This window comes from Mesorhizobium sp. CNPSo 4689 (assembly GCF_057784325.1).
In genome coordinates, this window is sequence record NZ_JBWLUZ010000014.1 from 19,314 (window position 1) to 32,696 (window position 13,383).

10 protein-coding genes are annotated in these 13,383 nt (G+C 62.9%); 5 read left to right on the forward strand and 5 right to left on the reverse strand.

Annotated elements, in window-relative coordinates:
- The first annotated feature begins 53 nt into the window (after positions 1–53).
- Positions 54–665 carry a pyridoxamine 5'-phosphate oxidase family protein gene (locus AC04SI_RS18835; protein ID WP_404276696.1) on the forward strand — a complete coding sequence of 204 codons (612 nt, stop codon included), beginning with the start codon at positions 54–56 and terminating at the stop codon, positions 663–665.
- A 151-nt stretch (positions 666–816) separates the two neighbouring features.
- On the opposite strand, the gene AC04SI_RS18840 is transcribed toward AC04SI_RS18835, so the two are convergent.
- Positions 817–1,269 carry a MarR family winged helix-turn-helix transcriptional regulator gene (locus AC04SI_RS18840; protein ID WP_404276694.1) on the reverse strand — a complete coding sequence of 151 codons (453 nt, stop codon included), beginning with the start codon at positions 1,267–1,269 and terminating at the stop codon, positions 817–819.
- Positions 1,270–1,316: 47 nt separating this feature from the next.
- Between AC04SI_RS18840 and AC04SI_RS18845 the strand changes: the two genes are divergently transcribed.
- Positions 1,317–2,228 carry an alpha/beta hydrolase gene (locus AC04SI_RS18845; RefSeq protein WP_404276692.1) on the forward strand — a complete coding sequence of 304 codons (912 nt, stop codon included), beginning with the start codon at positions 1,317–1,319 and terminating at the stop codon, positions 2,226–2,228.
- Between the two features lie 3 nt (positions 2,229–2,231).
- On the opposite strand, the gene AC04SI_RS18850 is transcribed toward AC04SI_RS18845, so the two are convergent.
- Positions 2,232–2,627 carry a rhodanese-like domain-containing protein gene (locus tag AC04SI_RS18850; protein WP_404276691.1) on the reverse strand — a complete coding sequence of 132 codons (396 nt, stop codon included), beginning with the start codon at positions 2,625–2,627 and terminating at the stop codon, positions 2,232–2,234.
- Positions 2,628–3,107: 480 nt separating this feature from the next.
- Here AC04SI_RS18850 and AC04SI_RS18855 point away from each other — a divergent pair, with 480 nt between their 5' ends.
- Positions 3,108–4,991: a L,D-transpeptidase family protein gene (locus tag AC04SI_RS18855; RefSeq protein ID WP_404276689.1), complete on the forward strand. Its 1,884-nt coding sequence runs from the start codon at positions 3,108–3,110 to the stop codon at positions 4,989–4,991.
- Between the two features lie 36 nt (positions 4,992–5,027).
- Here the strand turns inward: AC04SI_RS18855 and AC04SI_RS18860 are convergent, their stop codons facing one another.
- Both AC04SI_RS18860 and AC04SI_RS18865 read right to left on the reverse strand, forming a co-directional pair.
- Positions 5,028–5,501 (reverse strand): hypothetical protein, encoded by a 474-nt coding sequence (locus AC04SI_RS18860; protein ID WP_404276687.1) that lies wholly within the window; start codon positions 5,499–5,501, stop codon positions 5,028–5,030.
- 103 nt (positions 5,502–5,604) lie between these two features.
- Positions 5,605–5,862 carry a PepSY domain-containing protein gene (locus AC04SI_RS18865; RefSeq protein WP_192181213.1) on the reverse strand — a complete coding sequence of 86 codons (258 nt, stop codon included), beginning with the start codon at positions 5,860–5,862 and terminating at the stop codon, positions 5,605–5,607.
- Between the two features lie 431 nt (positions 5,863–6,293).
- On the opposite strand from AC04SI_RS18865, the gene AC04SI_RS18870 reads away from it, so the two are divergent.
- Together AC04SI_RS18870 and AC04SI_RS18875 are read left to right on the forward strand one after the other, a co-directional pair.
- Complete coding sequence (locus AC04SI_RS18870) at positions 6,294–8,075, forward strand: adenylate/guanylate cyclase domain-containing protein (RefSeq protein ID WP_488474643.1); 1,782 nt, start codon at positions 6,294–6,296, stop codon at positions 8,073–8,075.
- A 130-nt stretch (positions 8,076–8,205) separates the two neighbouring features.
- Complete coding sequence (locus AC04SI_RS18875) at positions 8,206–12,537, forward strand: cytochrome P450 (RefSeq protein ID WP_488474644.1); 4,332 nt, start codon at positions 8,206–8,208, stop codon at positions 12,535–12,537.
- 16 nt (positions 12,538–12,553) lie between these two features.
- Here AC04SI_RS18875 and AC04SI_RS18880 read toward each other — a convergent pair whose 3' ends face one another.
- Positions 12,554–13,240: a Crp/Fnr family transcriptional regulator gene (locus tag AC04SI_RS18880; protein ID WP_404277123.1), complete on the reverse strand. Its 687-nt coding sequence runs from the start codon at positions 13,238–13,240 to the stop codon at positions 12,554–12,556.
- Between the last annotated feature and the right edge of the window lie 143 nt (positions 13,241–13,383).

Below are 13,383 nucleotides of genomic sequence, written 5' to 3' on the forward strand. Positions count from 1 at the left end.
TCATGGCGTCATCGATCTGGAGTAGCGCCGGCAAAGGTTCGGAGACGAAAAACATGTCCGTCATCACCACGGTCGAACAGCTCGAAGCCCTCTATGGCCTGCCCGGCGAGGCGTCGGTGGTCAAGGAACTCGACCACGTCATCCCCGAATACGCGGCTTTTATCGAGGCCTCGCCTTTCGTCTCCCTGGCGACCAGCGGGCCGGAGGGGCTGGACTGCTCGCCGCGCGGCGATCTCGCCGGCTTCGTGCGCATCCATGATCCGAAGACGCTGATGATGCCGGACCGGCGTGGCAACAACCGTGCCGACTCGCTGAAGAACATCATCCGCGATCCGCGCGTCGGCCTGCTGTTCCTGGTGCCGGGCTCCGGCACGACGCTGCGTGTCAACGGCCGCGCCCACATCACCACCGATGCCGCGCTCTGCGCTTCGTTCAGCGTCGACGGAAAGCCGGCTCGCTCGGTCACCGTAATCGATATCGATTCGGTCTATTTCCAATGCGCCCGCGCCACCGTCCGCTCCGAACTGTGGAACCCGGCAAGGCATGTCGACCCGAAATCGCTGCCGACGCCTGGCCAGATCCTCGAAATCACCAGCCGCAAGAACATCGACGGCGAAGCCTATGACAAGGAATGGCCGGAGCGGGCGAAGAAGACGATGTGGTGAACTCCCCTGACGTGTGTTGGGATTCAGGTTCAGGCCGAGGCGAAAGCGGTGGGTTACGAGAACCGAAGCGGAGCGTACTTGAAGTACGTGAGCACCGGAAGCGCAGGAAACCGCCGTTTGCAGGCCGGCCTCACCTGAATACCGACACGCGTCACGCGTCCTTCAGCACTTCGTAAATCTTGCGCATCTGCTCGCCGATCAGGTCGCACTGCTCCGGCGTCGACTGGCTCATCGCCTTCTCGATCAGCGCCATATGGATCTTCAGCGCCTGCATCAGCAGGGCCTCGCCGTCATTGGTCAGCGTCAGCCGCAGCACCCGCTTGTCCTTCTCGTCGCCTTCGCGGCGCAGCAGGCCGCGCGTTTCGAGCTGCGGCAACAGCATGGTGATGTTGGAACGGCCGACCAGGAGCTTGCGGGCAAGATCGTGCTGCGACATGCCTGGATGGCGATAGAGGTTCATCAGCACGTCGAGCTGCGCAGGCTTGAGATCCAGCGGCGCCAGCTTCACCGCCAGCGTGCGCTCCAGCACATGGCAGGCGCGCGCCACCGCGACCCAGTTGCGAAAGCGCGGGTTGTCCCAGGGCAGGTCTTGCTTAATGTTCATGTTTGAACTATTATGTTCACGCTTGAACGAATGGATGGATCGCCACTATGGCATCATTTGGATTGAAGGTCATCCGAGGTGTGTTCGGCGCCGCCGAGCATGTGGCGCCGCGTCTGAGCGGCCGCGCCGCGTTCGAATTGTTCTGCCGCACGCCCAACGTCAAAGCCCTCAGCGACGGCGAGCGCCGCGCCGTCGACCGTGCGGCAGCCTTCATGACCGAGGCGCGCCATCACCGGCTGAAGACCAGGACGGGGTGCGTCATGGCGCATGAATTCCGGCCCGAGCCGGGCAGGGCGGCCCAAGGCACCGTGCTTGTCATCCACGGCTGGCGCTCACGCACGGAATATATGCGCGCGCTGATCGAAGGCTATCGCGGCGCCGGCTACAGGGTCGTCTCGCTCGACCTGCCGGGCCACGGCCAATCGCAAGGCCGCCGCCTGAACATGGTCAACGCGGTCGACGCTGCAAGGGTGGTAGGCGAATGGTTCGGGCCGTTCGCGGTAATCGTCGGCCATTCCTTCGGCGGTGCCGTCGCTGCCAACGCCGTCGCCGGTTCCGTCAAAGGCATCCAGCCGGTGGCGGCCGATCGGCTGGTGCTGATCGCAGCGCCGAGCTCGCTGCCGGCGATCTTCGACGACTTCAGCCGCATGCTCAATGTCGGCCCGCGTTCGCAGGTTGCCATGGCCGACCGGGTCGAAAAACTATCCGGCCGGCCGTTGCGCGAATTCACCGGTGATCGTCAGCTTGCCCAGGCGCCGGTGCCGACGCTGGTCATCCATGCACCCGACGACCGCGAGGTTTCCGCCGATCATGCCAGGCGCTATGCCGGCGCCGGCGATCATGTCAGGCTGCACTGGGCCGAGGGCCTTGGCCACCGTCGCATCCTCGCCGACAAGGGCGTGGTCGAGCACGCCGTCGGCTTCGTTGCCGGCGAGCGCGAGCCGGTAGCTCTGCACTAAATTCTATTTCTTCCTCAGCCCGGGCTCGACCGGCAGCCCGGCCGCCTTCCAGGCGGTGTAGCCGCCCAAGATGTGTTTGACCGGCGCAAGTCCCATGTCCTGCGCTGTCTTGGTGGCCAGCGCCGAGCGCCAGCCGCCGGCGCAGAAGAAGACAAAGTTTCTGCCCGACGCAAAGAACGGCTTATGGTAAGGGCTTTCCGGATCGATCCAGAATTCCAGCATGCCGCGCGTGACATGTTTCGCACCCGGGATCCTGCCGTCGCGCTCCACCTCGCGCGGATCGCGCAGGTCGACGAAGACAGTGCCCTCATCGTCGAGCAGCCCTGCCGCTTCCTCCGGCGACATCACCTCGATCGCGGCATTGGCCTCGTCGAGCAGCTCGCGATATCCTTTTTTCACCCGCACATCCTTCCCGACCGCTCGTTTTCGGCCGACGGATCTCCAGCACAATGACCGGCGTTTGTCACGCAGGGTCGGAGCCGGCCATTGCCTTCCATGCCGCCATTGCCCCGGCCACAGTCCGCATACCGAGCCCTGCGGCGGAAGATGGCGACTCCCCGATTCGGCAAGGCCGAGGAGATCGCCGGCATGGTCGCCTGGCTGGCGGGCCCGAGGCCGATTCGTCACCGGCGCCGCGCTGACCATCGACGGCGGCGCCAACGCCTGACGCAACCCGGTTTCAACCGGCCGGAGCAGAAACGAATTCGCTCAGACCGTCACAAACTTGTGAAACCGTTCTGCAACAGACCCTTCGAAATTTATGGAAGCTTAACGAAATCGGTATGAATCGGTATAGTCGCGCCTTACATCCGCCATGCGGTTGGCAAGATCGTCTAGCGGCGCGGAACGGGAACCGGTTGCAACCGGAGCGGGTGATCCATGAATATCTTCGGAAACAGAGCCGCCGTATTGCCGCTTGCGGTCGCGGCCACGCTGGTCATCGCCGTACCGCAGGCCAGCGCGCAGGGTCTGTTTGACATGCTTTTCGGCGGCGGTGTTCGACATAACCCGCAAGGCGAGTTCCCGCCGCCACCCAAATACAAGCCGCAGCCAAACCCCGGTACCGGTGGCGGTGGCGGCACCAGGATCAGCAGCCCGTCCTATTATACCTACAAGGCCGACCGGCTGGTGCGTGTCGACTTCGCCGCGCTGATGCCGAAACCGCAGCCCGCGGCACCGCAGGATGCCGCTTTCGTGCCGTCCGTCACCGGCAATGCTTTCACTGAGGCGATTGCCGGTCTCGGCGACTATGAGCTTTATGCCGAACCGGATGTCGCCAAGGCGCTGATCGCCTATTACTCGGCCAATCCGGATTTCATCTGGGTCAGCGGAACCGCTCCCAACAGCCGCGCGCAGGATGCGGTGCGGGTGCTTGGCGAGGCCGCGAGCTACGGCCTGACGCCGGCCGACTATACGGTCGACGTTCCGGCCACCGCCATGTCGTCAGCTACCCCCGACGAGCGCCTGAAAGAACTCGTCCGCTTCGAGATGTCGCTGTCGGCACGCGTGCTGCGCTACGCCCATGACGCCCAGAGCGGTCGCGTCGACCCCAACCGCATGACCGGTTACTATGATTTTCCACCAAAGCCGCTCGACATGGAAGGCGTGCTGAAAACGCTGGCGCATACGCAGGAAGTCCGCACCTATCTCGAATCGCGGCATCCGCAGAACCCTGAATACCAGGCACTGCGCGTCGAACTGGAAGCGCTCCAGGCCAGCGAGGAGAACGAGATCGTCGTCGATCCCAAGCTCTTGCTGAAACCCGGCGAGACCAGTCCCGAACTGCCCAAGCTGCTGACGCTGATCGCTCGCAATCTCGACGACGAGATGGGCGGCGACTATGGCGAGGTGCTGGCGAGACTCGGCAAGAGCGAGATCTATGACCCCGAGCTGGTGCCGGTCATCAAGGCGGTGCAGAAGCGGGCCGGCATGAAAGGCGACGGCGTCATCGGCCCGCGTACGGTCGCCTCGCTGGCCGGCACGTCCAAGGCCGACAAGATCGGGAAGGTGGAGGTAGCACTCGAGGAACTGCGCTGGTTGCCTTCCGACCTCGGCAGTCCACGCGTGTTCATCAACCAGCCGGCCTTCACCGCAAGCTATATCGACAATGGCGAGGTGAAGCTGAAGACCCGCGTGGTCATCGGCCGGACGACCAACCAGACCGCCTTCTTCTACAAGGAGATCAAGCAGGTCGATTTCCATCCCTATTGGGGCGTGCCGCAGTCGATCATCGTCAACGAGATGCTGCCGAGGCTGCGCAACGATCCGGGCTATCTCGACCGCGCCGGCTACGAAGTCACCGATTCGCGTGGCAAGCGCGTCCCGTCATCGGCGGTCAATTGGGGTGGCTACGGCGCCAACATCCCGTACAGCGTGCGCCAGCTGCCAAGCGAGGCCAACGCGCTGGGCGAGCTGAAGATACTGTTCCCGAACAAGCACGCCATCTACATGCATGATACGCCGCAGAAGTCCTTCTTCGAGCGCGACATGCGCGCGCTCAGCCACGGCTGCATCCGGCTGCAGGATCCGCGCGGCATGGCGGCGGCGGTGCTCGGCACCTCGGTCGACTATGTCGTCGAGAAGCTGAAGCACGGGCATTCGACCGAGAATGTGACGCGGACCATCCCGGTCTATGTCGCCTATTTCACCGCCTGGCCCGACATGTCCGGCAATGTCGAATATTTCGGCGACATCTACGACCGCGACACAAGGCTGATGCAGGCGCTCGACGCCACCGAAGCGGTCCGCTCGCCGGCGAGCTGAAGCCCCAAAGCCCGGCCGGAGGGTGCGCGACGCGACTTAGGCTCGCTCGAAGAGCGGCCGCTGGAAACCGGCGTCGCGGCCGGCAATCAGCCAATAGACCAGGCCGGCCACGACACCTGCCGCGCCGATGATACCCATATCGGCCCAGCGCTCCGGATTTTCCGATGCGCCCGGCCAGATCAGGGCGAATCCCGCGACCGCCGCGATGGCGCCGAACATCATGTGCAGCAGGGCATTGCGCAGCGAGAAGAACTCGGCGATCAGGGCAAAGACAAGCGTCTGCATCCCGGTCAATATGATCGTCAGGAAATAGATGAACATGCCGAGCGGCGGCACCAGCAGTGCCGCGATCGGGCTAACGCCCACGACGCTGAAATATTCTGGCGCGTTGGGCAGCGAACTCACCATGGCGTAGATCGCCACCACCGCGAACAGCCCCACCAGAACCGCCACCAGATAGCCGGCGAGCATCATCAGGACGCGCTTCGATACGTGCTTTACCACTGCCATGCACCCCCGTGCCCGCAATTATAGAGCCGCAGTCAGCCATCAAAGATGTGCCGGCGCAAGAGCATAGGGCGCCGTGCCATAGGTCTGCAGCGCGTTGGCGATCCTATTTCGTCTCGCCGGTCACGGGATCGTAGGAGATTTCGACTTTCGCCTTGTCGCTCGTATAGTAGGTGATGGTATAGACGCCGCTATCCCAGTCCACCTCCTTCACATAGTGGAAGTCGTTGCGCTGTTCGACCTTGGCGATGATCTCCGACAGCTTCTTGGCATTGGGCGGGGGCAGTGGTTTTTCGTCGGCCGCGAAAGCCGATCCACTCACGAGAAGAACCGCCAGGCTGGTCGCCAGAACAACGATGCGCATGAGTGCCCTCATTTCATGTTGGCGTGATGTGGGTTGGAAACTCGCTTCCAGGCCGGTTTGTTCCGGTGCGCCAAAGGTAGGATCGGATCGTTGCACCACCATTGTTTGCAATTGCGATCCGAGATCATCAAAAACCGTTCCCAATCGCTGCAGCTGCAATCTACGAATGCCATTGAATTTCAATGCGTAAGGACAAATGCCCTATCCGAGATCTCAGATAGCCAGCAGCTAACCATGGCGGAGCCGCGCTCTGCGATACATTAGCTGATCATGGTGGAGCTTTTGCCGTGACCCTGCTAGACTTCCTGCCATGACAGGTCGGTATCTGCGCGCCGGCCTGTCTGAATCTTCATTCAGCAACGCGGCGAAGCGCCCAAGAGCGGGCAATCGCCTGTGTTGGACAGGACCAGAAGGGACCGGGGGGCTCCATTATGGCTGAACGGAACTACACCCGTCAGCTGGCGACAATCATTTCCATCGATGCCGTTGGATTTTCACGGCTGATGGGTATCGACGACGAGTTGGCCGTCGCCGCCTTCGAGGAACGGCGCGACATCATCGCCGATAGCTGTGGGGCGTTTGGTGGCCGCACCTTCGGCGATGCCGGCGACAGCGTCATGGCCGAATTCGGCAGTCCGATCGAAGCCTTGCGTGCGGCCTTCGATTTCCAGGGCCGGATCGTGACGCTCAATGCATCGGCAGCGCAAGACATGCGCATGCCCTTTCGTGCCGGCATCAACACCGGCGACGTCATCGTGCGCGAAGGCCGCCTTTATGGCGACGACGTCAACATCGCCGCCAGGCTGCAGGAACTCGCTCCGCATGACGGGCTCGCCATCTCCGAGACCACCTGGCACCACGTGAAGGACAAGACAACGGCCGAATTCACCGACCTTGGCGAATTCATGCTGAAGAACATCGCGCTGCCGGTGCGCGTCCTGATCGCCGGCCGGGGCGGCAACGGCTCCGCGCCCATGGCCCAACTGGTCGCCATATCCTCGCCCCTTGGCCAGCAGAAACTCGCCCCCAAGGGCCCGCCGGCGATCGCTGTGTTGCCGTTTGCCGGCGACGGCGGCGAGCACGATGTCGGCTACATGGCAGACGGCATTGCCGAGGACATAATCTACGGCCTGTCCAACACCAGATGGCTTTCGGTGATCGCCAAGAGTTCCAGCTTCCAGTTCCGTGACGACAGCCTGGGGACGCGGGTGATCGGCAACGCGCTCGGCGCGCGCTACATCGTCAGCGGCACGCTGACGCGCAATGGCGGGCAAATCCGGCTCAACACGTCGCTTGCCGACACCTCGAACGGGCGGCTGGTGTGGTCGCAGCGCTTTGATCGCGACCTCGTCGACATCTTCAACCTGCGCGACCAGATCGGCAGCGAGATCGTCTCCATTCTCGACAAGGAGGTCGACCGGGCCGAGCAGGCGCGAACCTTCCAGGTGCCCTGGGAAAGCCTGGAGACCTGGCAATTGGTGCGGCGTGGCCGCTGGCACATGAACCGGCGCACCCGCGGCGACACCGAAATCGCGCTGGATTTCTTCGAAAAGGCCTATCGGGAAGACCCCAATTCGAGCGCCGTGCTGAATGAGCTCGCATGGTGGTATTTCTGGCGGGCGTGGCTGCGTTTCGGCGACAATGACGATCTGGAAAAGGTCGAGCAATATGCTCGCAAGGCCTTGCTCATGGACAGCCTGGACGCACGCCCGCACGCCCATCTCGGCGCGATCGACATCATGAGGGGAGAGCCGCGGGCCGCGGTCGAGCATCTGGAGGAGGCGATCCATATCAATCCGAGCTTTGCCTTCGCAAGCTCGGCGATGGGCAGCGCCCGCCTGCTGCTCGGCGATGCCGCCGGCGCGATACCGTTCTTTCTCGGCGCCGAGCGATTGAGCCCCTTCGATCTCTACAGGTTCCACAATCTAGGGGAACTGGCGGTCGCCTACAGTTTCGTCGAGGACTGGCAGGCCGCCATCGCCATCGCGGATCGCTCGCTCAACCTGTCGCCTGGCTACTTCTACGCCAGGTTCCTCAAGATCGGTGCCTTGGCGCGCAGCGGCCGCACGGAAGAAGCCCGACGGGAGCTGGCCATTTTCACGACAAGGCACCCGGATTTCTCCGACCAGCGGGTGCGCTGGATACCTTTCGTCGACAAGGCGGCGAACGAATTCCTTATCGGCAATTTCGACGCGGCCAGGTCGGGCAAATGATTTGGCCGCTGACAAGTGGTAGAACAAGGGTGACTGTGAAGAACTTAACATACGCAGAGCCGAAGCAAACCTAGGCCATGGGGTTAGCCGGTATCGCAATGACGTGGACAGCCGGGGGGCTTGAACGCGCATGATCAAGATCAAGTATTTCACCGCCATTCTCGCCGCCCAGAAAAGCCAGCGTCCGGTGTCGGAAATGCCGCCCTTTGATCTCGAGCGGCTCCGTTCCAAGGACGGCCTGGCATCTCGCATCGCCGGCTATCTGTTCAGCGATCCCCGCTGGATGCTGGGGCTGCTGCGCCGCTTCTGGCCAAACCTTGCTTTCGGCAATTTCCTGCTGGTGACCAGGAATGCCGACGTTCGCGACATCCTTGAGCGCGGCGACGAATTCGAGACGCCCTATGGCCCCGAAATGGCGGAGCTGGCGCGGGGGTCGAACTTCATTCTCGGCATGCAGGACGGCGCCGCCTACCGGCAGATGAAATCGTCGGTGCTCAGCGCCTTCCCGCCGGCGGAGGTCGAGGCCATGGTCCGGCCGATCGCCGCACATCATTCCAAGGACATCATGACCCGGGCCAACCCCGGCTTTGACGCCATCTCCGGGCTGATGAAGATCGTTCCGGTGCGCATCTGCCGCGACTATTTTGGTCTCGAGATCGACGACGAATCGGAATTCGCCGACTGGGCGATCGCATTGAGCGCGCTGTTCTTTTCCGATCCGACGGCAAGCCCCACCACGCGCCAGCTTGCCGTGGTCGCGGGAGATCGGCTGATCAAGGTCATCGACCGCTCCATCGACGCGATCAGGCAGAGGGGAGGAAAGGACGAGCGGCCGCTGCCCAGGCTCGTCGCCCTTCTCGATCAAGGCCGCCTGTCGAAGCCCGATCTCCATTCGGTCATGCTCGGCATGATCGCCGGCTTTGTCCCGACCAACGTGCTGGCCGGCAGCAACTGCCTCGATGTCATCCTGTCCCGGCCGGACGCGCGGCGGGCGGTCGATGCGGCGCTAGCCGATGACGATACCGGCAAGCTTGACCGGGCGATCATGGAAGCCATGCGCTTCAAGCCGATCTGGGTCGGTCCCTGGCGCTATACCTCGCGTGACGCGACCATCGCCAGGGGCACGCCGCGCGAGCGCCTGGTGAAGGCGGGAACGGTGGTGATGCCGGCCACGCTGTCGGCGATGTTCGATCCCGAAGCGGTGCAAAACCCGAACGACTTCGACACCTCGCGTCCGCTTCGCGATTACATGGTGTTCGGCCACGGCATCCATTTGTGCATCGGCGCCGAGATCGCCAGGATTCAGATCGGCGAAAGCATTCGCGCCCTGCTCCAAAAGGACAGGCTGCGCCGGGCGCCCGGCAAGGCCGGGTGGATGACGAACCTCGGCGCTTATCCGGAAAGCCTCAAGGTCGATTTCGACCGGCCGGCGCTGTGCCGCACGGTCGATCATTCGATGGTGACGGTAGTCTGTCCGATCACACGGGGCGCATCGCTGGATGCCATTCGCAAAAGGGTCGCGACATTAGGCAATCCGGCCACGCAGGCAGTCGGCGAGGAACTCGACATTGCCGGCACCATTCATTTCACCAGCCTGGCCGTTGCCGGCACCGGCGAGACAGATGAGGCGTCAGGCCTTGAGAAAGGCGCCCTCGTTCTCGAAATCTCCGGCGACGGCAGCGCCGATGAGGTGATCGATGCCCTGGCGCAGGCCATTGGCCACCAGTTGCGGCCGATTTTCAAGGATTTCTGCGGTCTGCCCGAAGGCAGCGCGCTGAACGACTTCCTGCGCAAGCACAACGTCGCGATATCACCATCATTCGGCAGCGCCGCCGGTCTGGTGTTTTCGGGCACGCCCGGACATTCGGTCCGACGCATCCTGGCCGAAGCCGACCTCGCCGACGCGGTACGCGACATCGTCGAACGTCCGCGTGCAGGCAATGGTGACGCCGCCGCGGTGCTTGCCGAGGCCCGCCAGCATGTCCGGTCGCTCGGAAAGTTCAGCTGGGCATTCGAGCCCGCCGAAAGCCAGCTGGAAAGGCCTCCGGGTCATTGGGGCCGTGCCCTCATGACGACCCTGCTGGTGCCACCGGTTTTTGCGACAGTGGCGGTCATCTGGGCTGCGTGCTGGTACATGACTTACAGTGTGGTGTTCGGCAGATCCATTGACATCAGTTCCCACGAAATCTCCTTCACCGCCATAGCCATAGCAGTCACTTCGCTTCTGTTGTCGGCGCTTGGACTGTTGGCAGCGGTGGCGCTGCTGTTGTTCTTGTGCTTGCTGGCGTTGCGGCGCATCGAGGACAAGGATCGGCCGGAAAACGCATCGATCGGAATATCTGCCTTGAACGAGATACTCGCCAAGGAGGACCATGCGGCGCAGAACCATCTGACCGCGATCTCGACGATGAAGGCCGGTATCTTGCGGACGCTAGCGCTCAGGTTTTCCTTCTACCTGATCTCGATAGCTGCGCAGAAGGTGTTCAAGCCAGGCTTTCTCAACACCATCAACACCATCCATTTCGCCCGCTGGGTGCTGCTGCCGGGCTCCAACAGACTGATGTTCTTCTCCAACTACGGCGGCAGCTGGGAGAGCTATCTCGAAGACTTCATTGCCAAGGCATCCGCCGGGCTGACCGGCGTGTGGAGCAACACCGTGGGCTATCCTCGCACACGCTGGCTATTCCTCGACGGCGCGCGCGACGGCGACCGTTTCAAGCGCTGGGCGCGGCGCCAGCAGGTGCCGACCCTGTTCTGGTATTCCGCCTATCCCCATCTCAACACCACGCGCATCCGCATGAATTCCCGGATCAGGCGCGGCATCGCTTCCGCCGTCGGCAACGAGGCGCGCGACTGGCTGAGCCTGTTCGGTTCGCTACCGCGTCCGATGAGCGAAAGAACCACCGTTCAAAAGACCACCTCGCTGCTGGCCAACATCAGCTCAGCCTTTCCGGCGCCTCTCGAGCAGCAACTGGAAACCGGCGAGATCCAGTCCCTCTTCTTCGGCCCGTTCGGCCCGCTTGGCTATGCGCATATGATTGCGATCGGAGTGCCGGACAAATTGCCGGCGTCCAAACGCCGGGCCTGGCTCGATTTCGTCATCGAACAGACGAGTTTCGGCGAAGGCAGGCCCGCCGGGCGAGCCATGACGGTGGCCTTTGGTCCCGGCGGTCTGCGGCAGCTTGGGCTCGACGCCGGCGCCGACGACGACGACGATCCGCTGAAAACATTCCCGATTGCCTTTCGCCATGGCATGGGCAATCCCGAGCGTGGGCGCATCCTGGACGACCGAAGCCGCGAAGCACCCGACGAATGGGAGTGGGGGTCGTTGAAGAAGCCCGTGGACGTGGTCATCGTCTGCTATGCGGAAAAACCGGAAAAGTTGGCGACCGAGATTGCCATCGTGAAACGAAAGACGACCGGCGCGGGGATGAAGGTCGTCGCTGAACTGCCGCTCGCCGTAAAGCGGGACCCGACCAACACGAACACGAAATCGTCGAATACGGCAAAACCTGACGACAAGTCGCAGCGCGGGCCTGCTTATGAGCACTTCGGCTTCGCTGATGGGATTTCGCAGCCGATCGTGCGGGGCACGACGCGCGCCAGCAGGGGCGCCGCGCCCATGCATCTGGTCGCACCCGGCGAGTTCCTGTTCGGCTACCGCGACGAGCACGGCTTCTATCCGGCCTCGCCCTCTGTAAGCGCCTCGCGCGATCGGAGCGGAATCCTGTCGCAGGTGCGTCGTAGTCGGCAGATTCCGGGCCTGCCTCCACCCCCGCGGGATTTCGGCCGCAACGGCTCGTTCCTGGTCGTTCGCCAGTTCGAGCAGCATGTCGACATTTTCAACGACTATTGCAAAAGGGCAGCGGCGAAGGTTGCTCACGAAACCGGCAATCAGTCCATGACATCGGAGTGGGTTGCAGCCAAGATGCTCGGCCGCTGGCAGAACGGCAGTTCGCTGGTGCGCAATCCCGATCATCCCGGTCGCGTAGTTGACAACAATTTCGCCATCGGCGCCGAGGATCCGCAAGGGCATCGCTGCCCGCTCGGAGCCCACATACGCCGTTCCAACCCGCGCGACTCGCTTGGTGAGGACCGCGAGACGGAGATCACTATCGGCAAGCGCCACCGCATCCTGCGCGTCGGGCGCACCTATGAGAAACAGGACAGTGAGAGTGGAAAGGCCGAAAAGGGGCTGCTCTTCATGTGCCTGAACGCCGACATCGAGCGCCAGTACGAATTCATCCAGCAGACCTGGGTATCGTCGACTTCCTTTCAGGGCCTGGTTGGCGAAAAGGATCCGACGATTGGTGCGCGCGACCAAGACGGGCACTTCACCATCCCGTCGTGGGAGAAGGTCACGATCCTCCGGGAAATCCCGCAATTCGTCACCACGAAGGGCGGGGGCTACTTCTTCATGCCGAGCCGATCGTCGCTGCGCTACCTGATATCGCGGCTCTGATTCGGCCCGGAATCGCTCAGTCGTCGTCCTGCGTTTCGGCGATATGGTTGAGCGCCTTGCTATCGGTTATGCGCAGGCCGCCACGCTTGATGGCGATGATCTGCCGGTTGCGCCAGTCGTTCAGTGTCTTGTTGACCGACTCGCGAGTGGCGCCGAGGAAATCGCCGAGCTCCGATTGCGAGATCGGTATCCAGCCTGCTCCGTCGGCCATGACGCCGGCAAGAAACACCAGGCGCTTCGCCAGCCTGGCCTCGATGCCGAAGAAGGCCTGGTCCCCGAGCTCGCCGCTGACCCAGCGCAGCCGCGCGCACAATAACTCAATCATCGCGCGCGCCAGAGGCGGGTTTTTCTCAATTCGGTCAAAGAGTTGCGTCCGGCTGAGCGAGACCAGCTCGCAAGCCGTGAGACAGATGGCGGTTGCCGTGCGCGGGCGCCCGTCAAGCGCGCCGATCTCTCCGACCAGGCTGCGCTGGAGCTCGATGTTGGCCACCAGCTTCTGGCCGCCGGGCGAGTAGATCGAAATCTCCACCGTGCCGCTCATCACGCCGTAGATGCGGTCGGCGGCATCTTCCTGGACGAACAGGTGCTGGCCGGCTGCGTAGCGTTCCAGCTTGCAGCCGCTGAACAGCAGGTCGAACTGGCGCGGGTCGATCCGTGCGAGGCGCGGCAGATCGTTCCTGTCGTTCGCGCTGGCGAAAGCCATATCGATTTTCCAATTACCCCAACTGCTAAAGTTTACGGCAAGAGAGCGCATCATCAAAGCCCGGCGTTCATGTAAGGCCGCAGCCGAAGCACGGAAGGTCGTCTGCACGCGCGGCGGGAGGTAGCCGAGAGCGCGCAGACGGC

Bases quoted from the DNA above. Each gene is read 5' to 3' on its own strand.
- AC04SI_RS18835 (WP_404276696.1), top strand. From the start codon at position 54: ATGTCCGTCATCACCACGGTCGAACAGCTCGAAGCCCTCTATGGCCTG.
- AC04SI_RS18840 (WP_404276694.1), bottom strand. From the start codon at position 1,269: ATGAACATTAAGCAAGACCTGCCCTGGGACAACCCGCGCTTTCGCAAC.
- AC04SI_RS18845 (WP_404276692.1), top strand. From the start codon at position 1,317: ATGGCATCATTTGGATTGAAGGTCATCCGAGGTGTGTTCGGCGCCGCC.
- AC04SI_RS18855 (WP_404276689.1), top strand. From the start codon at position 3,108: ATGAATATCTTCGGAAACAGAGCCGCCGTATTGCCGCTTGCGGTCGCG.
- AC04SI_RS18860 (WP_404276687.1), bottom strand. From the start codon at position 5,501: ATGGCAGTGGTAAAGCACGTATCGAAGCGCGTCCTGATGATGCTCGCC.
- AC04SI_RS18865 (WP_192181213.1), bottom strand. From the start codon at position 5,862: ATGCGCATCGTTGTTCTGGCGACCAGCCTGGCGGTTCTTCTCGTGAGT.
- AC04SI_RS18870 (WP_488474643.1), top strand. From the start codon at position 6,294: ATGGCTGAACGGAACTACACCCGTCAGCTGGCGACAATCATTTCCATC.
- AC04SI_RS18875 (WP_488474644.1), top strand. From the start codon at position 8,206: ATGATCAAGATCAAGTATTTCACCGCCATTCTCGCCGCCCAGAAAAGC.
- AC04SI_RS18880 (WP_404277123.1), bottom strand. From the start codon at position 13,240: ATGGCTTTCGCCAGCGCGAACGACAGGAACGATCTGCCGCGCCTCGCA.